Annotated in this window: 21 protein-coding genes; 8 read left to right on the top strand and 13 right to left on the bottom strand. The window is 66.2% G+C overall.

What is annotated here, in order from left to right; translation table 11 throughout:
* The first annotated feature begins 105 nt into the window (after nucleotides 1-105).
* Nucleotides 106-903: a DUF3800 domain-containing protein gene (locus tag JOY29_RS09800; protein ID WP_300973345.1), complete on the top strand. Its 798-nt coding sequence runs from the start codon at nucleotides 106-108 to the stop codon at nucleotides 901-903.
* A 292-nt stretch (nucleotides 904-1,195) separates the two neighbouring features.
* Here the strand turns inward: JOY29_RS09800 and JOY29_RS09795 are convergent, their stop codons facing one another.
* Nucleotides 1,196-1,426: a hypothetical protein gene (locus JOY29_RS09795; protein WP_300973344.1), complete on the bottom strand. Its 231-nt coding sequence runs from the start codon at nucleotides 1,424-1,426 to the stop codon at nucleotides 1,196-1,198.
* A 31-nt stretch (nucleotides 1,427-1,457) separates the two neighbouring features.
* On the opposite strand from JOY29_RS09795, the gene JOY29_RS09790 reads away from it, so the two are divergent.
* On the top strand, nucleotides 1,458-1,700 hold the full coding sequence (locus JOY29_RS09790) for a LysR family transcriptional regulator (protein ID WP_300973343.1): 243 nt from the start codon (nucleotides 1,458-1,460) through the stop codon (nucleotides 1,698-1,700).
* 107 nt (nucleotides 1,701-1,807) lie between these two features.
* Here the strand turns inward: JOY29_RS09790 and JOY29_RS09785 are convergent, their stop codons facing one another.
* The 5 genes from JOY29_RS09785 to JOY29_RS09765 form a co-directional block, all read right to left on the bottom strand.
* Nucleotides 1,808-2,155, bottom strand: a complete 348-nt coding sequence (locus tag JOY29_RS09785) for a PilZ domain-containing protein (protein ID WP_300973342.1) — start codon at nucleotides 2,153-2,155, stop codon at nucleotides 1,808-1,810.
* Nucleotides 2,156-2,260: 105 nt separating this feature from the next.
* Nucleotides 2,261-2,575 (bottom strand): zf-TFIIB domain-containing protein, encoded by a 315-nt coding sequence (locus JOY29_RS09780; protein ID WP_300973341.1) that lies wholly within the window; start codon nucleotides 2,573-2,575, stop codon nucleotides 2,261-2,263.
* Nucleotides 2,576-2,644: 69 nt separating this feature from the next.
* On the bottom strand, nucleotides 2,645-3,235 hold the full coding sequence (locus tag JOY29_RS09775; RefSeq protein ID WP_300973340.1) for a YdeI family protein: 591 nt from the start codon (nucleotides 3,233-3,235) through the stop codon (nucleotides 2,645-2,647).
* A 31-nt stretch (nucleotides 3,236-3,266) separates the two neighbouring features.
* Nucleotides 3,267-3,722 carry a YaiI/YqxD family protein gene (locus tag JOY29_RS09770; RefSeq protein ID WP_300973339.1) on the bottom strand — a complete coding sequence of 152 codons (456 nt, stop codon included), beginning with the start codon at nucleotides 3,720-3,722 and terminating at the stop codon, nucleotides 3,267-3,269.
* Nucleotides 3,723-3,925: 203 nt separating this feature from the next.
* Nucleotides 3,926-5,395 (bottom strand): S41 family peptidase, encoded by a 1,470-nt coding sequence (locus JOY29_RS09765; protein ID WP_300973338.1) that lies wholly within the window; start codon nucleotides 5,393-5,395, stop codon nucleotides 3,926-3,928.
* A 125-nt stretch (nucleotides 5,396-5,520) separates the two neighbouring features.
* Between JOY29_RS09765 and JOY29_RS09760 the strand changes: the two genes are divergently transcribed.
* Nucleotides 5,521-6,393 carry a hypothetical protein gene (locus JOY29_RS09760; protein ID WP_300973337.1) on the top strand — a complete coding sequence of 291 codons (873 nt, stop codon included), beginning with the start codon at nucleotides 5,521-5,523 and terminating at the stop codon, nucleotides 6,391-6,393.
* 14 nt (nucleotides 6,394-6,407) lie between these two features.
* Here JOY29_RS09760 and JOY29_RS09755 read toward each other — a convergent pair whose 3' ends face one another.
* Genes JOY29_RS09755 through JOY29_RS09745 form a run of 3 tightly spaced genes read right to left on the bottom strand, consistent with a single transcriptional unit; the run spans nucleotide 6,408 to nucleotide 8,183 of the window.
* The gene (locus JOY29_RS09755; protein WP_300973336.1) at nucleotides 6,408-6,992 is read right to left on the bottom strand and encodes a hypothetical protein; all 585 of its coding nucleotides are present in this window, start codon (nucleotides 6,990-6,992) and stop codon (nucleotides 6,408-6,410) included.
* Between the two features lie 3 nt (nucleotides 6,993-6,995).
* Nucleotides 6,996-7,520, bottom strand: a complete 525-nt coding sequence (locus JOY29_RS09750; RefSeq protein WP_300973335.1) for a peroxiredoxin — start codon at nucleotides 7,518-7,520, stop codon at nucleotides 6,996-6,998.
* 36 nt (nucleotides 7,521-7,556) lie between these two features.
* Entirely contained in the window at nucleotides 7,557-8,183 is a 627-nt protein-coding gene (locus tag JOY29_RS09745) for a 1-acyl-sn-glycerol-3-phosphate acyltransferase (RefSeq protein ID WP_300973334.1), read from the bottom strand.
* Nucleotides 8,184-8,282: 99 nt separating this feature from the next.
* On the opposite strand from JOY29_RS09745, the gene JOY29_RS09740 reads away from it, so the two are divergent.
* Nucleotides 8,283-8,576, top strand: coding sequence for an SWIB/MDM2 domain-containing protein (locus JOY29_RS09740; protein ID WP_300973333.1), 294 nt, complete (start codon nucleotides 8,283-8,285; stop codon nucleotides 8,574-8,576).
* Nucleotides 8,577-8,616: 40 nt separating this feature from the next.
* On the opposite strand, the gene JOY29_RS09735 is transcribed toward JOY29_RS09740, so the two are convergent.
* Entirely contained in the window at nucleotides 8,617-9,102 is a 486-nt protein-coding gene (locus tag JOY29_RS09735) for a DUF1810 domain-containing protein (RefSeq protein WP_367280014.1), read from the bottom strand.
* 219 nt (nucleotides 9,103-9,321) lie between these two features.
* Here JOY29_RS09735 and JOY29_RS09730 point away from each other — a divergent pair, with 219 nt between their 5' ends.
* The 3 genes from JOY29_RS09730 (at nucleotide 9,322) to rplT (ending at nucleotide 10,712) form a co-directional block, all read left to right on the top strand.
* Complete coding sequence (locus tag JOY29_RS09730; RefSeq protein WP_300973332.1) at nucleotides 9,322-9,972, top strand: SDR family oxidoreductase; 651 nt, start codon at nucleotides 9,322-9,324, stop codon at nucleotides 9,970-9,972.
* 133 nt (nucleotides 9,973-10,105) lie between these two features.
* A complete protein-coding gene (rpmI, locus tag JOY29_RS09725; protein ID WP_029941637.1) occupies nucleotides 10,106-10,309 on the top strand; it encodes a 50S ribosomal protein L35 in 204 nt (67 codons plus the stop codon).
* Between the two features lie 13 nt (nucleotides 10,310-10,322).
* Complete coding sequence (rplT, locus tag JOY29_RS09720) at nucleotides 10,323-10,712, top strand: 50S ribosomal protein L20 (RefSeq protein WP_300973331.1); 390 nt, start codon at nucleotides 10,323-10,325, stop codon at nucleotides 10,710-10,712.
* Nucleotides 10,713-10,770: 58 nt separating this feature from the next.
* Here rplT and JOY29_RS09715 read toward each other — a convergent pair whose 3' ends face one another.
* From JOY29_RS09715 to JOY29_RS09705, 3 genes are all read right to left on the bottom strand, one after another.
* A complete protein-coding gene (locus tag JOY29_RS09715; RefSeq protein ID WP_300973330.1) occupies nucleotides 10,771-12,831 on the bottom strand; it encodes a malate synthase G in 2,061 nt (686 codons plus the stop codon).
* 92 nt (nucleotides 12,832-12,923) lie between these two features.
* Nucleotides 12,924-14,522, bottom strand: a complete 1,599-nt coding sequence (locus tag JOY29_RS09710) for an isocitrate lyase (RefSeq protein WP_300973329.1) — start codon at nucleotides 14,520-14,522, stop codon at nucleotides 12,924-12,926.
* A gap of 57 nt (nucleotides 14,523-14,579) precedes the next feature.
* Nucleotides 14,580-14,780: a hypothetical protein gene (locus JOY29_RS09705; protein ID WP_300973328.1), complete on the bottom strand. Its 201-nt coding sequence runs from the start codon at nucleotides 14,778-14,780 to the stop codon at nucleotides 14,580-14,582.
* A gap of 170 nt (nucleotides 14,781-14,950) precedes the next feature.
* Here JOY29_RS09705 and JOY29_RS09700 point away from each other — a divergent pair, with 170 nt between their 5' ends.
* Entirely contained in the window at nucleotides 14,951-16,354 is a 1,404-nt protein-coding gene (locus JOY29_RS09700; protein ID WP_300973327.1) for a short-chain fatty acyl-CoA regulator family protein, read from the top strand.
* Nucleotides 16,355-16,401: the final 47 nt, after the last annotated feature.

The following is a 16,401-nucleotide window of genomic DNA, read 5'->3' as shown; positions in this document are numbered from 1 at the left end:
GCTGGTGTCAGTCGCCGGGGCACAATTGGTTGGCGGGTCGGACTAGCACTACTTAGCTGGCTTAGTAGTTGACTCTGCTTAGCAAAGAAACAAGTCGTGTTCCCAATGTTCGTTCCACCCTCCGCAAGGTATCGGCTCTACATCGATGAGACCGGCACTCAGACTTTAAAAGCAGGTCACTCTGATCGCTTCCTCTGCTTAGCCGGCGTGATCATGCGGCAGGACATACATGACGGCCCCTTCACAGCTTCTCTGAACGCTATCAAGAGGACGTTTTTTGAAGAAGGTGCTGAAGTCATCCTTCACCGCCGCGAGATGGTGCGAGGAGAAGCGCCATTCCAACAACTCCTGCACGATGAGCAGGTCCGCAGGCTATTCGAAGATGCTTGGCTGGAGTTCGTTGCCAAGTCTAATTACCTGATCATTGCAGGCGCGATAGACAAGGTGGCACATAGGGAAAAGTACAAGGTCTGGCAGCACGACCCTTATCACTATTGCCTTGAGATACTCGTAGAGCGTTTCGTTAAATGGTTAAGCCGAAATGGATTTCAGGGTGACGTATTAATTGAAAGTCGCGACAAGTGGGCAGATAAGCGGCTCAAGAAGGCCTACTCTCATCTTTACCAGCATGGCAATTTAACTGTCCGCGCAAGCAAAGTGCAGAGCGTGCTCCTAAGCCGAGAAATCAAGTTCGCGCGGAAGACGGATAATGTGGCCGGGCACCAACTCGCTGATTCGCTTGCGCACCCGCTGCTTCGCTACCTTAAGACGGAGAAGACGGGGATGGCGCCTGCCACGGGCTTCGGGCCCCGCCTTGTTGAAGAACTCTTCAGGAGGCGCCTAGCTCGCGACCCCCGAACCGGAAAAATCGATGGCTGGGGTTTGAAGTGGCTGCCCGAATAAAAACGGGGGCCTAGAGCCCCCGCTGAACGCGTAACACGTTCTCCCTCCGACCGGAGCCGGATTACGTGTGATTTGGACGCACAAGCATGGCCTGTCAAGATTCGACTTGACTCCCGTGGAAGTGTCGCAGCCGGCGTGCCGACTCGGCAACAGACTTGCTACTTCAAATCGTTCGGCGACCGACTGCTACCGGCAATCGACGTCCCGACCACCCTCGCGACCGCTACCTTCCGCTTCTCCGCCGCCCGCATCTGGTGCAGCCGGTACAGCACCGAATAGCGCTCGCCGCCCTTCAGCGCCTTGAACGCCGCCTTCGCTTCCGGCTCGCCTCGAGCGCCGCCGCCACGTCCTCCGGCACCTCCATCCGGCTCGCAGGCGGGTAGGGGGCTTCCAACCGGACGTCCGCCTTGTCCGCCTCGATCTGCTTCAACCCGCCGGGCCGCACCCGCCCCGCTGCCAGCAGCACCTCGGCGCGCTCGACATTGATCTGCGACCACTTCGATTCCCCTCGAACCCCCTTCACTAGTAGGATTTCGCCTGCTCTACCCTGGTCGATGCGCGACTCCTCCGCTTCTCCTCCCACCGGCTGGACGCCCGAGCGGCAGGTCGTCTTCCTTCACTGGCTGGAACGGACACGCTCGGCCACGGCGGCGGCGAAGAAGGCGGGGATGAGCCGGGAGAGTGCCTACCGGCTTCGGGCGCGGGATCCGGGCGGGCTGTTCGCCTTGATGTGGCACGACATCATGGCCCGGCCCTGGCGCATCCACTGGGGTCACAGGGTGAGACCTTCGCTGTGACCTGCGGCCCGCGCATTCCCCCTCGGTGCCAGGCGGCGGATCGGGTCACCATCGAAGGCCCGCACTATGTGACCTTTGTTGCGCCGCGCGCAGCCGTCCGGGCTTCTTCAGCCGTTCATTCGCGCGGCAAGCGCGGCCGAGCGTGTCGCCAGCGCCGCCACGTCCCGCTCGTCCAGCGGCGCGGCGAAGGCGATGCCGGCCAGCCGCCCCTCGCGCCACCGCACCGTCGCCTGCGCGCTGCCGCCGCCCCAGTTGAGCGTGACCGGCGCGCCGGCGGCGACCAGCGCCGTTCCGCAGTCGATCTTCGCGCCGCCCGCCGACAGGTCGACGATCTGCACCGGATAGCGCCGACCGCCGAGGATCAGGAAAGCCGGCATCGCCACCGCCACGCGCGGATGCAGCCGCCGGTCGGCGTACGGATCGGGCTCGGCGGAGGCGGGCAGGGCTGGGGTCATCGGCTGGCCATTCACCCACGCCTAGCGACAACCTGCTGCCAGAAGGTAAAGCCCCCGTATCGGAGGCAAAGGCCTGCCAGCGCGGTGGGCTGCGCGGCGCGCGCCCTAGTCGAAGATCTCTTCGAGGAAGCTCTTCCTCCGCTTGTAGGGCTTGTGCCCGTAGCGCGGGTCATAGCCATGCTGCGGCGGATAGCCGGGCTGGGCCCAGGGTCCGCCTTGCGGCTGCTGCGGAGGAGGCGGCGCAGCGGGAGCGGCGGGCGGCGGCGGGGCCGATGCGGCCTCGGCCTCGACCGATTTGGCGATGATCTTGTCGAGCTCGCCGCGGTCCAGCCACACGCCCCGGCACTGCGGGCAATAGTCGATCTCGACTCCGCCGCGCTCGCTCATCTGCAGGGTCGTTCCGTCAACGGGGCATTGCATCAACCGCTCTCCTCATGGCCGTTCCGGCAACGTAGGTGCGGCCGGCCCCGCCGCCAAGAAGCTTGATGCTCAGTCGTAGGCCGTCTCGCCCCTTTCCAGCTTCGCGACTGCTTTCGCCACCGCCGCCTTGCGCTTTGCCGGATCGCGCACGTCGTGCAGTCGGTAGAGCACGGCATAACGGTTGGCGCCCTTCAGCCCGTCGAAGAAGACCTTGGCCGCCGGGCGTTCCGCCAGCGCGGCGGCGAGGTCGGCGGGCACTTCCATCCGGCTGGCGGGCGGATAGGCGGAGTCCCAGCGGCCGTCCGTCTTCGCCGCTTCGATCTGCGATAGGCCGCCCGGCCTCACCCGCCCCGCCGCCTGCAGCGCCTCGGCTCGCCTGGCATTGATCTCGGACCACTTCGATCTGGGCCGCCGGGGCGTGTAGCGGATGAGGTAGAAGTCCTCGTCGAAGCGGTTGATGAGCCCGTCGATCCAGCCGAAGCACAGGCCCGCATCGATCGCCTCGGGCACGCTGACGGACGAGACTCCGCGGTCCTTCTTGGCGATCTTCAGCCAGACGCCCTTGTGCTCGACGGGCTGCTCCTCCAGCCACGCCTCCAGCGCCGCCGCATCGGCGAAATGCAGGATCGGCAGCCCGCCGCGTTCAATTTCCTCGCCCATGCCTCGCTCCGCTCGTGGTTCCCGCCCTGGCTCAGCCCCGCCCCAATCGCACCAGCGCTTCGTCCAGCGCCTGCAGGAAGCGCGAGCGGTCGGCCTTGGCGAACGGCGGCGGGCCGCCTACCACGTCGCCGCCCGCGCGCAGGTCGGCCATGATCGCCCGGGTGGCCAGCGCGCCGCCGATGCTCGCGGTCGTGAACGGCTTGCCATTATGCCCCAGCACCGTCGCGCCGGCCTTGAGGCAGCGGTCGGCAAGCAGGATGTCGCCGGTGATCACCACCGCGCGAGCATCCGCTGCCTCCGCGATCCAGTCGTCGGCGGCATCGAAGGCGTCTGAGACGACTACACGTTCGACGAGAGGATGGTCCGGCACCCGCAGCCGCTGGTTGCTGACGACCACGACCGGCACGCCGCGACGGAAGGCGACCTTGTAGACCTCCTCCTTCACCGGGCAGGCATCGGCGTCGACCAGGATGCGCGGGCCGGTCAATCCTCGCGCTTCGGACTGCCCTTGGTCGACGGGTTGGCGGCGATGGTCTTTTCCTTCTTCGCCTTGGGTTTGCGCGCTTCCTTGTTCGATTTCACCTGACCCTTGGCCATGATGCGTGCTCCCTCTTGTGGTCGGCCCCGAACGCGCTGGCGCGGCGGGCGGGTTCCGCTGGTCCGCCGCAGCCTAGGCCATGGCGCCGGATCCTAGAAGAGGCCCGGCACCTCACGTTGCACCGTGTTCGGCCGCGGCGGGCTCAGCAGCTCGCGGCGGCTGGCCCCAACGCGATCAGTGGAGGCGGTGGCGGTCGAGGCCGTGATCGACGTGCAGGGGCGCCCGGCAAGGAAGTCGAGCGCCGACCTGATGCTTGCCTCCTGCGGGTCGCCAAGCGGGCGGCTGATGTCATCGGCGGCCGCGCAGGTGCGCTGGAAGAAGGGAGCCAGGCCGGTGTAATAGTCGCCCTGCCTGTCGCGGTTCTCGGTCTTGAAGGCGACCACCCGCATGCGGTCGTCGCACGCCGCCTGGTCGATCGCGATCTGCCCGACCGGCTTGCCGTAGGTGTTGGTTCCGACCAGCGCGGCATTGGCTCCGAGATAAGGAATGGAGCTGTTCATCACCAGCTCGCTCGCCGAAGCGGAGCCGCGCGTGCCGATGAAGGCGATCTTGGTCGCCGGGATCGACTGCGGCTGGGGCGAATAGAAAGTGGTGCTGTTCTCGATCGCCTTTTCCGGTCGGAACGTGGTGTAGCTCAGAACGTCGCTGCTGGTCCGCTGGGCGGCGAGCAGGCGGCTGAACAGATCGGCGACACTGACCAGCCCGCCGCCATTGTAGCGAAGGTCGACGATCACCTCGGTGACGTTGTTCGCCCGGAAGTCGGCGAAGGCGTTGCGGAGCTGGTTGTTGGCCGTATCGATGAAGGTCCTCAAATTGATGTAGCCGACCTTGCGCCCGCCATCGTCGAGAATCCGAGCGCCATAGCGGCTCGACACCGGCTGGATCTGATAGTCGGCCTTGGCGACGGTCACCGTCTGCTCGGTCCCCGCGGCGTTACGGAAGCGGATCACCCGAGTCGTTCCGACCGTCGAGGGGCCAAGCGCATTGGTGACGCCGGCCGTGCCCTCGGCGGCGATGATGCTCGACACGAGGCGCAGATTGGCGGTGGTGGTGCCGATCGCCAGCAGCTCGGCGCCGCGGTCGATGCCCGCGTTCAGCGCGGGCGTCGCTTCAAAGCTTTCCGCGACGAAGATGCGCTGGGCCGCGGAGTCGGTCGCCAGGCGGAAGCCGAAACCGGCGCTCGAACCGCTCTGGTAGAAGGCATTCTCCTCCGCGATCGAGGTCACGTAGGTGAAGTAGCGATCCTTGTTCTGCGATCGCGCAGTGGCGGTCAGCGCGTCGACATAGGCTTCGACCGAGGAATAGCCGGCCGGGTTGAGACTGGTCGGGAGCGTTTCGGGGAAGAGATACCATTCGCGCAGCACCGATTCCGCCCACTGCTGCCGCGACAGGAGGGAGCAGGCGTTGGTGGTGGGTGTCGGGGATGGTGTTCCGCCGGTCGGCGGAGCGACCTGGATGGGAGCGGGCGAGTCGCCGCCGCCACCGCCGCCGCCGCAGCTGGTGAGAAGGGCCGCCGCACAAGCAGTTGCGGTAAGGCGTCGGGCAAGGGAATAGGTGCGCACATCAGCAACTTACCAAAAGCTTGATGGCTGTCGAGTCACCCTTCGGCACCACCGTTTGCCGGACTCCACCGGCCTTCCGCCGAAGGGCGCTACGCTCTCGTGACTGGCGGCGCTAAGCGGCGGGCATGACCCCGCTCCTGTTCGCCGCCCTGCTCGCCGTCGCTCCTCCGTCGACGTCCGCCGAGGTAGCGCCGCCGGCGGAGGACGACGTCACCATCACGGTGACCGGCCGCCGTGACGTCGCCAAGACCATCAGCGAGTTCGTCGGTGCGCTGACGCGCCAGCCGTTCGCCCAGCAGCTCGCCAAGTTCGAGCAGCCCATCTGCCCGCACGTCGTCGGCCTGCCCGCGGCGCAGGCGGCGATGATGGTCGCCCGGATGCGCAAGGTGGCGGCCGCCATTACCCGCGAGAAGGTGACGGCAAAGTGCGATCCCAACGTGCTGCTGGTGGTCACGCCCGACAAGCCGACCTTCATGCGCGAGATCGCCAGGCGGAAGGGCGAGCTCTTCTCCAACCTTTCAGGCGGTCAGGTCCGCAAGCTGGTGCGCGACCCGTCTCCCGTGTCCGCATGGCAGGTGCGTGGTGCCGATCTCAATGCACGCGGGCAGGAGATCCGGCCGGAAACCGCGGGCGGCGTGCCGATCAACCGCACCACCGACCCGGCGACGCGTCTGACGGCCGCGGCCCGGCCGCAATTCGAGTTCGCGGTCGTGGTGGTCGATTCAGGCCAGCTCGACGGGCTGAGCACGACCCAGCTTGCCGATTACGGGCTGATGCGCGCGCTGGCGGCGATCGATACCAGCAAGCTGTCGCCCGACGCGCCCTCCATCCTCCGGATCATCGGCGCTCCTGCCGATGCCGAAGTGCCGCTGTCGCTCACGGCATGGGATTTCGGCTTCCTTCGAGGCCTCTACGGCGCGCCCGACAATGCTTATGTCGGCAGCCAGCGCCGCGCCATCGCACGCGAGATGGAGAGGCGGATCAAGAATTCCGAGTGAGTTCCTGATCCTCCTTACCAGCCCCAGGGTGGGGGTGGCGTGGGGGCGGCGGCGGACAGGTCGAACTCGACCCGGAAGAAGCGCTCGCCAGGCCCGGGGGGCCGGCGCAATTCGTAGGCGAAGCGGGTCGGCGAGACCTCCAGCGCCCAGACATTGCTGTTGCTGACCGTGCGACCCGTACGCGTGAAGAGGGCGATGCTCTCCGCGTCGGCCGGGAACAGCTGCCTGGCGATGGTGCCGGCTGGGCTGCCGTTGCCGCCATACATGGTCAGATCGTCCGCGCTGCCGTCCCGCTGACGATGGTCATGCTTGAGCCGGAGGCCACGCGAAGTGCGGGTGACGACCCAGGTGCGCGAGCGATCGTCGCCGACGTGAAATGGAATGCGGATCTCGTCCGTCCGGCAATCGCGCACATGCATGACGAGCGGCTGGTCGCGGAAGGCTGCATCGGCCGCGTCCTGGCTCACCAGCCTTCCGGTGAAGGCCCTGCCGCAGAGCGACTGGAGCCGATCGAAGAAGCGCTCGGAGGCCTTCGCAGGTGGAAGCGTGGCGCAGCCGCCGAGCGCCAGCGTCGCGGCGGCGGCGAACAGGACCTTCACGGCCTAGCGCTTCTTCAGGGCCCGGACCGCCGCGAGCGTCCTGGCGACATGCTCCTTCCAGCTCATCTCCGAGTGGACGAAGACGACCCGGCCGTCCGGCGCGATGACGTAGGAGGTGCGCTTGCTCAGCGGCGTCGCAGGGATGCTGACGTCATAGGCGCTGATGACGTCCTTGCTGGCGGTAGCGACGGGAAACTTGCCGCGGCAGGCCTCGACGCTGAACTTCTGCAGTGTGGGCAGGTCGTCCGCGCTCATGCCGACCACGCGTGCACCGGCCTTGCGGAAGTCGGGCATGGCGTCGCTGAACGCCTTGGCCTCAAGCGTGCAGCCCTCGGTGAAGGCCTTGGGATAGAAATATAGCACCAGCGGGCCATGCCTGAGCTGTTCCTTGAGGTGCAGCCTGAACGGCTTGCCGTTGAGCGCCCCGGTGGTGGTGAAGTCGGGCGCCCTGGTCCCGACCGGAAGCGAGGCGCCGAGCGGCGACGCGGCAAGGGCGGCGAGCAGGGCGGCAGCAATCAGTCGGCGCATGGGGCGGGCTCCTTGGTCACGCGGTCCGTGGACGGTCTAGGCCTGGCTATCCCGACCGTCCATGCCGCTGCCGGTCGGGAAAAGGACCTTGTCGGGAAAGCGCGGGACCAGGGTCCGGAAGAAGTCCCAGGCGGGCTGGAGATCGCGCTCTGGGTCGCCGGTGGGGTAGATGGGTTCACCGAAGACGGCGGCCTTGCGCCCGTAATCCGGACCCCCGGGCACGATCGGCACGCCGGCCGCGAGCGCGATGCGGTAGAAGCCCATCCGCCAGTTGGTCGTCGCTTCCCTCGTGCCTTCGGGAGCGATGACGAGGAGCATTTGATCGGCGCGTCTGAATTCGGTCGAAACCTGGGCGACGAGGTCATTCTTGATCGTGCGTTCGACCGGGATCCCGCCGAGACCGCGCATGAAGCGCGCCATCGGACCCCAGCGGAACAGGCTCGCCTTGCCGATGTAGCGGGCATCGACCCCGAGCTGCTCCATGGCACCGACGAACACGAGGAAGTCCCAGTTGCTGGTGTGGGGCGCCCCCATCACCACCGCCTTGTCGGGCAGCGGCAGCACGCCCTCGCAGCGCCAGCCGCCGCCGTCGAACCAGCGGACAAAGCCGCGCTTCACCAGACGTGCGGGCAGGGACATGAGTGGTCGCGAAGCTTCGGTCACGCAGGCGTTACAGCCCCGATACGGTCGCGAAGGCAAGGGGAACCCTCGTCCGCCAGCCACGGTTCACTCCCCACCAGTGAAGCGTGAAGGAGGACGGCCATGACCAAGCATGTCGAGATCGACGACACCAACCCGGATGCGGTCCATCAGCAGGTGGACGTCTCGCCCGAGCTGGCGGCGATCACCGGCGACGGTCCGATGGCGCGCGGCGAGGTGACGTCACGGATCTGGGACCATATCCGCAAGCACAAGCTGCAGTCCGAAGCGGACGGGCGGAACATCGAGCCGGACGAGGCCCTGGCCGCGATCGTCGGCACGGGCAAGCTGACCATGTTCGAGATGACGGCGAAGGTGAACAAGCACATCCGCGCGCCGGAGAAGACCGGAAAGTAGGACAGGTTCATCCCGGCACGCACCGGGATAGCGCCCTGGCTCAGTCCAGCATCGCGAGCGTGCGCTTGTCACGCTCGCCGCCATAGAAGGCGTCGAGCGCCGCGCCGAATTCGGGACCGCCTCCTGCCGCTTCGAACAGGGTCAGGCAGCTGTGCAGCTTGATGGCGTCCACAACGCCCATGATCTCGCCGGCGCTACGTCGCCCGGCATGAGCGAGCAAAGCTTCAATGCATTCCCTCAGCCGGGCGCCGAGCAGCGGGTGGGCAAGATAAGCCCGAGCCTCCTCGATGCCCTCCAGACCGTAGCGATCGGCCATCATGCTGTGGCCGAGCCCGCGCAGCTGCGGCAGGACGAACCACATCCAGTGCGTGCGCTTCTCGCCAGCGCGAAGCTCGTCGAGGGCAAGGTCGTGGACGCCGCTCTGCGCGGCGACGAACCGGGCGAGGCTCAGTCGATAAGGGCCGGAAGGATCCAGACCACCGACATGGCCAGCACGATCAGCAGGAGCGATATTGCCAATACCCACCGTACCACCCCTTCCTGGCGTGCTCCGGTCACCTGCTCCGCGCTATAGTGACGCTCTTCCGCACTCATGTCGGCTCTCCTCCGTGGCAAACGAAGATGAGCTCACGATACGTCAAACACGCCTGACGGAACAGCGGGCCCGGACACGGTACAAAGGACAGCCTTTTGGGGTCTCGTGCGTTGCTTCGGCCACATCCCTTATGCACGAAGGATAAAGTCCATGCCCACCCTGTTCGTCACCGGCGCCAATCGCGGGCTCGGGCTCGAGTTCGTCCGGCAGTATCGCGCGGCAGGCTGGGACGTCATTGCGACGGTCCGCGAGTCTTCGCCCGAGCTGGAGGGGCTCGGCGCAGAAATCCGGACGCTCGACCTCGGCGATCTCGAGGCCGTGAGCGCGGCGCGGGCCGGACGTCCTCTCGACCTGCTGATCGCCAATGCCGGCACCTACGGTCCACGCGATGCCGAGGATGCGGGCGACGCGCAGGAGTGGCTAGACACGTTCGCGGTGAACACCGTGGCACCCTACATGCTCGCCAAGGCGCTGCTGCCCGAAGTAAGGGAAGCCGGCGGCAAGCTGGTCGTGGTCAGCACGCGCATGGCCAGCCTTGCCGACAATGGCTCGGGCGGCTTCCTCGCCTACCGGTCGAGCAAGACGGCCCTCAACATGGCGTGGAAGACGCTGGCGCTCGCCAATCCGGAGCTGGCGTGCGTGATGCTCCATCCCGGCTGGGTGCAGACCCGCATGGGCGGGAGCAACGCGCCGGTGACGCCCGAGCAGAGTATCGCCGGCATGATGCGGGTGATCGAGGGCATCACCCCGGCGCAATCGGGCGCATTCCTCGACTATGAGGGGCAGTCCGTGCCCTGGTGACCTTGCCAAGCGGAGGACTCCCCGCTAGGGGCTCGCGCTTTCCAGATCGTTGGAAAAACCACCGGGCCGGCCAGTGAGGGCTGCCGTGTCTGGTGAGAAACGTCGCCCGCTCGCGGGCTACAAGGAGACGAAAATGCCCAAGCTCAAGACGAAGAGCGGCGTCAAGAAGCGCTTCAAGCTCACCGCCACTGGCAAGGTGAAGCATGGAGTCGCCGGCAAGCGCCACCGGCTGATCAGCCACAACGCCAAGTACATCCGCCAGAACCGCGGCACCGAAGTTCTCGCCGACGCCGATACGGCGCGCGTGAAGCTCTGGGCCCCCTACGGTCTCAAGTAAGGAGTTCTGACAGATGGCACGCGTCAAGAGGGGTGTAACCACCCGCGCCAAGCACAAGCGCATCCTTGAACAGGCGAAGGGCTATTACGGCCGCCGCAAGAACACGATTCGCATCGCCCGCCAGGCGGTCGAGAAGGCCGGGCAGTACGCCTATCGCGACCGCAAGGTGAAGAAGCGGAGCTTCCGCGCCCTGTGGATCCAGCGCATCAACGCCGCGGTCCGCGCCGAGAACCTGACCTATGGTCAGTTCATGCACGCGCTGAAGCTTTCGGGCATCGACCTCGACCGCAAGGTTCTCGCCGACATGGCGATGCACGAGGGCGCCGCTTTTTCGGCGCTGATCGCGCAGGCGAAGTCGGCGCTTCCGAACGACGGCGACCGCTCGGTCCAGACCGCCGCGTAAGCACGTCGCTTCGGTGAACAGATGAGGGCGCTCCGGGAGACCGGGGCGCCCTTTCGTTTCAGGCCGCCTTCACGAGCGTCCGGTACCGGTGCAGCAGCGGTTCGGTATAGCCATTGGGCTGCTCCAGTCCCTCGAACACCAAGGCGCGGGCGGCCTGGAAGGCAATGCTGCCTTTAGGGTCGGGCGCCATCGGACGGTAGAGCGGGTCGCCGGCATTCTGGGCGTCGACCTTGGCGGCCATTCGCAGCAGGGCGGCGTCGACCTGATCCGCCGTGCAGATGCCGTGCAGCAGCCAGTTGGCAATGTGCTGTGAGCTGATTCGGAGCGTCGCGCGATCCTCCATCAGGCCGATATCGTGGATGTCGGGCACCTTGGAGCAGCCGACGCCCTGATCGACCCAGCGCACGACATAGCCGAGGATGCCTTGCGCATTGTTGTCGAGTTCCTGCGCCACCTCCTCCGGTGACCAGTTGGTGCCCCGGGCGAGCGGGACGGCAAGAAGGTCGCCGAGCGGCGGTACGGGCTGCCGGCGAAGCTCCTCCTGCCGGGCGAACACGTCCACGGCATGATAGTGCATGGCGTGGAGGGTCGCGGCGGTCGGGCTGGGCACCCAGGCGGTGTTGGCGCCGGCCTGCGGATGGCCGAGCTTCTGCGCCATCATGTCGGCCATGCGGTCAGGCGCGGCCCACATGCCCTTGCCGATCTGCGCCTTGCCGCTGAAGCCGCAGGCGAGCCCGATGGCGACGTTGCGCGCTTCGTAGGCCTTGATCCAGGCGCTTTCCTTCATCTCCGCCTTGCGGACCATGGCACCGGCCTGCATCGATGTATGGATCTCGTCGCCGGTGCGGTCGAGAAAGCCCGTGTTGATGAAGAAGATTCGGTCGCGCACCGCATGGATGGTCGCGGCGAGGTTGGCCGAGGTACGCCGCTCCTCGTCCATCACGCCGACCTTGATCGTGTGGCGGGCAAGGCCGAGCAGGTCTTCGACCGCATCGAACAGGTCGTTGGTAAAGGCCGCTTCCTCGGGCCCGTGCATCTTGGGCTTCACTATGTAGATCGAGCCGGCCCGGCTGTTTCGGTAAGCGCCGAGCCCACGCAGGTCGTAGAGCGCAATCAGGCTGGTCACGATGGCGTCGAGGATGCCCTCCGGAGCCTCGCTCCCGTCCGCAAGGCGCACCGCGGGATTGGTCATCAGGTGGCCGACGTTGCGGACCAGCAGCAGGCTCCGTCCGGGCAGGGTCACCTCGCCCCATATGCGGTCGCCGTTCATGCGCCGCTCGACGGTGCGGCCGCCCTTGTCGAAGCTGGCGGACAGGTCGCCGCGCATCAGCCCCAACCAGTTGGCGTAGGCGGCGACCTTGTCCTCCGCATCCACCGCCGCGACGCTGTCCTCGAGGTCGCAGATGGTGCTCAGCGCACTTTCCAGGATGACGTCGGCGATTCCGAGTTCGTCCTCGCGGCCGATGGGATGCTCGGGATTGATCACCAGTTCGATGTGGAGGCCGTTGTGGGCGAACAGCAGGCCGCCTTCGTTCCGTGCCACCAGCTGCGGATGCTCGGCACCGCGCACCGCTTCCTGCCAGCCAGGCACGGCTTCATCGAGGAAGCGCCGGGCGTAGGCGACGACATCGGCACCGCGCGCGTTGTCGTAGGCGCCGCCCGGCGGAAGACTGCCGAGTGCATCCGTCCCATAAAGCGCGTCGTAGAGGCTCCCCCAGCGCGCATTGGCGGCGTTGAGAAGGAAGCGGGCATTGAGGATCGGCACCACCAGCTGGGGCCCGGCGAGCGTGGCGATCTCCGGGTCGAGGTCCTGCGTGCCGATCGCGAAGGGCGCCGGCTCTTCGGCGAGATAGCCGATCTGGCGCAGGAAGCCCTCGTAGGCCGCGCCGTCGATCGGCTTGCCGCGACTGGAGCGATGCCAGTCGTCGATCTGCTGCTGAAGCTCGTCGCGCTTCGCCAGCAGCGCCGCGTTGCGGGGCACGAAGTCGCGGAAGATGGCATCGACCCCGCGCCAGAAAGTGGTTCTGTCCAACCCTAGCCCGGGCAGCACTTCCTCGTCGACGAAGCGGGCGAGTGCGGGATCGACGGCGATGCTGGCGACGCTGGCCGGTGCATTCATGTGGGTTTTTCATCCTTACGCAAAAACGACAGGAGACGGCCCGGACAGGAATGCCCGAGCCGCCCCTTTGTTCGATGGTCAGCGACCGCGGATCAAGCGGCGGCGAACTGGTTCATCGTGTTGTTCGCGCCGCCCGCCTTCAGGGCGGCCTCGCCAGCGAAATATTCCTTGTGATCGTCGCCGATGTCGGAGCCCGACATGTTCTGGTGCTTCACGCAGGCGATGCCCTGGCGGATTTCCTCGCGCTGCACATTCTTGACGTAGCCGAGCATGGCCGCGTCGCCGAAATATTCGCGGGCGAGATTATCGGTCGACAGCGCCGCCGTGTGATAGGTCGGAAGCGTGATCAGGTGATGGAAGATGCCGGCACGGGCGGCCGCATCGCGCTGGAAGGTGCGGATCCGCTCGTCCGCCTCCACCCCAAGCTCCGTCCCGTCATAATCGACGCTCATCAGCTTCTCGCGGTGATAGGCCGAAAGATCGCGGCCTTCCTTCTCCCAGGCGTCGAACACCTGCTGGCGGAAGTTCAGCGTCCAGTTGAACGACGGCGAATTGTTGTAGGCGAGCTTGGCATTGGGCACGACGTCGCGGATTCGATCGACCATGCCGGCGATCTGCGCGATGTGCGGCTTCTCGGTCTCGATCCACAGCAGGTCGGCGCCGTTCTGCAACGAACTGATGCAGTCGAGGACGCAGCGATCCTCGCCGGTTCCGCTGCGGAACTGGAACAGGCCGGAAGCGAGTCGCTTCGGCCGCATAAGCTTGCCATCGCGGTTGATCAGCACGTCACCGTTCGCCTGGGCGATGTCGTCCAGCTCCTCGCAATCGAGGAAGCTGTTGTACTGGTCGGCGATATCGCCCGGTTCCTTGCTGACCGCGATCTGCTTGGTGAGGCCGGCGCCGAGGCTGTCGGTACGAGCGACGATGATGCCATCATCGACACCGAGTTCGAGGAAGGCGTAGCGGACGGCGCGTAGCTTCGCGATGAAGTCCTCGTGCGGGACGGTGACCTTGCCGTCCTGGTGACCGCACTGCTTCTCGTCGGAAACCTGGTTCTCGATCTGGATGGCGCAGGCGCCGGCCTCGATCATCTTCTTGGCGAGAAGATAGGTCGCCTCGGCATTTCCGAAACCCGCGTCGATATCGGCGATGATGGGCACCACGTGCGTCTCGTGATTGTCGATCGCATTGAGGATGCGCTTCTCCTCAACCTCGTTGCCGGCCTCGCGCGCCTTGTCGAGGTCACGGAACAGCATGCCCAACTCGCGCGCGTCGGCCTGGCGGAGAAAGGTGTAGATCTCCTCGATCAGCGCCGGCACGCTGGTCTTTTCGTGCATCGACTGGTCGGGCAGCGGCCCGAACTGCGAGCGGAGCGCCGCGATCATCCAGCCCGAAAGGTAGAGGTAGCGCCCCTTGGTCGTGCCGAAATGCTTCTTGATCGCGATCATCTTCTGCTGCGCGATGAAACCGTGCCAGCAGCCGAGCGACTGGGTATAGGCGGCCGGATCGGCGTCATAGGCCGCCATGTCGCGGCGCATGATACCCGCAGTGTAGCGGGCGATGTCCAGTCCTGACCGGAAGCGGTTCTGAAGCCGCATCCGGGCCACCGCCTCCCCATCGATCCCGCTCCACGGAGCGCCATTGCCGCCGATCAGCTGGGCAGCGGTCGAAATCTCGGACTGGTACGACAAATATCTTCCCTTTCGTAACGGGCCGCGGCGAGCGGCGGCGTGTTTTGTCAAAGATTGTCAGGCGGTGAGCTTGGGCTCGATGGCGATGGTGTAGCGCTCGGTCGCGGCGCAATTGTCGCGGAAGGTGAGGCGCTGCCACTCCATCCGAGCGCGCAGCTCATCCTGAAACGGGCCGCTCACCCTTTCCGTGCCGGGCTCGATGTTGGTGAAAGCGCAGTCGCGATACTCGCCACCGATCACCCAATAACGCTGACCCATCCTCCGACCTCCTGGCTCGATTCCTGCCAAGCCGGCATGCCGTCCGGCCGCCGTGCTTGCTTGTTTCAGGAAGGTTCAAACAGTCGGGCGGCTGAAAGGCAGCGTCGAAAAAGGCACAAGTGTCACAATGTGACTTGTAGAATTGTGACCGGTTTGACATTGTACAAAGCGTGGCCAAGAAGCTCTTCCTCGGCGCGCGACTGAAGCGCCTGCGTCGCGACCGCGGGCTGCAGCAGACGGCCATGGCCGGGCTGCTCGGCATTTCACCCAGCTATCTCAACCATCTGGAGCGCAACCAGCGTCCCGTTACCGCGGCCATCCTGCTACGCCTTGCGGAAACCTTCGAGGTCGACATCCGCAGCTTCGCCAGCGAGGGCGGAGACCAGGGTTCGGCCGAGCAGCTGTCCGAGGTGTTCGCGGACCCGATGTTCGCCGACCTGCAGATCAGCCGCCAGGAAATACTCGAACTCAGTGACAACAGCCCCGGTATCGCCGAGGGCGTGACCCGCCTCTACACTGCCCTGCGCGAGCGGCGGCTGGCGCCGGCGGCACTCGGTGCAGAGGGGGACGAGCGGGCGCTGATTACGCCCGAAACCTGGGTACGCGACTATATCCAGTCGCGGTCCAACCACTTTCCCGAACTGGAGGAAGGTGCCGAGACGCTCGGTGGCGCGCTCGGCGATCCCCTGTCGGTCGCCGAGCCCCTTCGTCGCCGCCTCAACGAGGCCTATGGCGTCTCGGTCAGCGTGGTGGGCCCTGAGGAGCTTCAGGGCGCCAGCCAGGCCTATGACCCACAGCGACGGCTGCTGATGCTTTCGTCGCTGCTCCGGCCGGAGAACAAGACGTTCGGCATCGCTTACCAGCTGTCATTGCTCGAGTTTCACCCGATCATCGCTCGCCTGCTCGATGCGGCAAGGCCGCCGGACGAAGGCACCCGCCACCTGCTCCACATGAGCTTTGCCAATTACGCGGCGGGCGCGATCATGATGCCCTACGGCAAGTTCCTCGACGCAGCGACGCGCTTCCGCTGGTCGATCGACCGGCTGTGCGCGGAATTCGGAGCGAACGTCGAACAGATATCCCACCGCTTCACCACGCTCGGCAGGCAGGGTGCGCGCGGCATTCCCTTCTTCATGCTGCGCATCGATCCGGCCGGAAACGTCTCCAAGCGCTATGCCGGCGACCGCTTCCCCTTCTCCCGCTTCGGCGGAACCTGCCCGCGCTGGAACCTGCACGCAGCCTTCCAGGCCGCCGGGCAGGCGGTGACGCAATTGATCGAGACTCCGGACGGCCATCGGTATTTCACCGTCGCCCGGACGATCGAGCGGCCGATCAAGACCGAGCTTTCGGGCGGCCTGCTTGCCATCGGCCTCGGCTGCAGCATCGAGCATGCCCACAAGCTGCATTGCGCGGAGGGCATCGACCTCGACCGTGCGCCGGTGACGCCGGTCGGTCCCGCCTGCTCCATCTGCCCCCGCCTCGACTGCGCCTATCGCGCCACCCCGCCGGCGGGGTCGCGGCTGGCGGTGCATGAGAACAGGAAGACCATCTCGCCCTATCCGTTCGTGGCGTGACCGCGAGGCAGGGGTGACGCTTGGCGGAGCAGCCGCTAAACGCGCCG

The sequence above is a fragment of the Sphingomonas sp. LHG3406-1 genome (assembly GCF_029637485.1).
Lineage (GTDB): Bacteria > Pseudomonadota > Alphaproteobacteria > Sphingomonadales > Sphingomonadaceae > Sphingomicrobium.
This window is presented reverse-complemented; position numbering and strand designations above follow the sequence as displayed.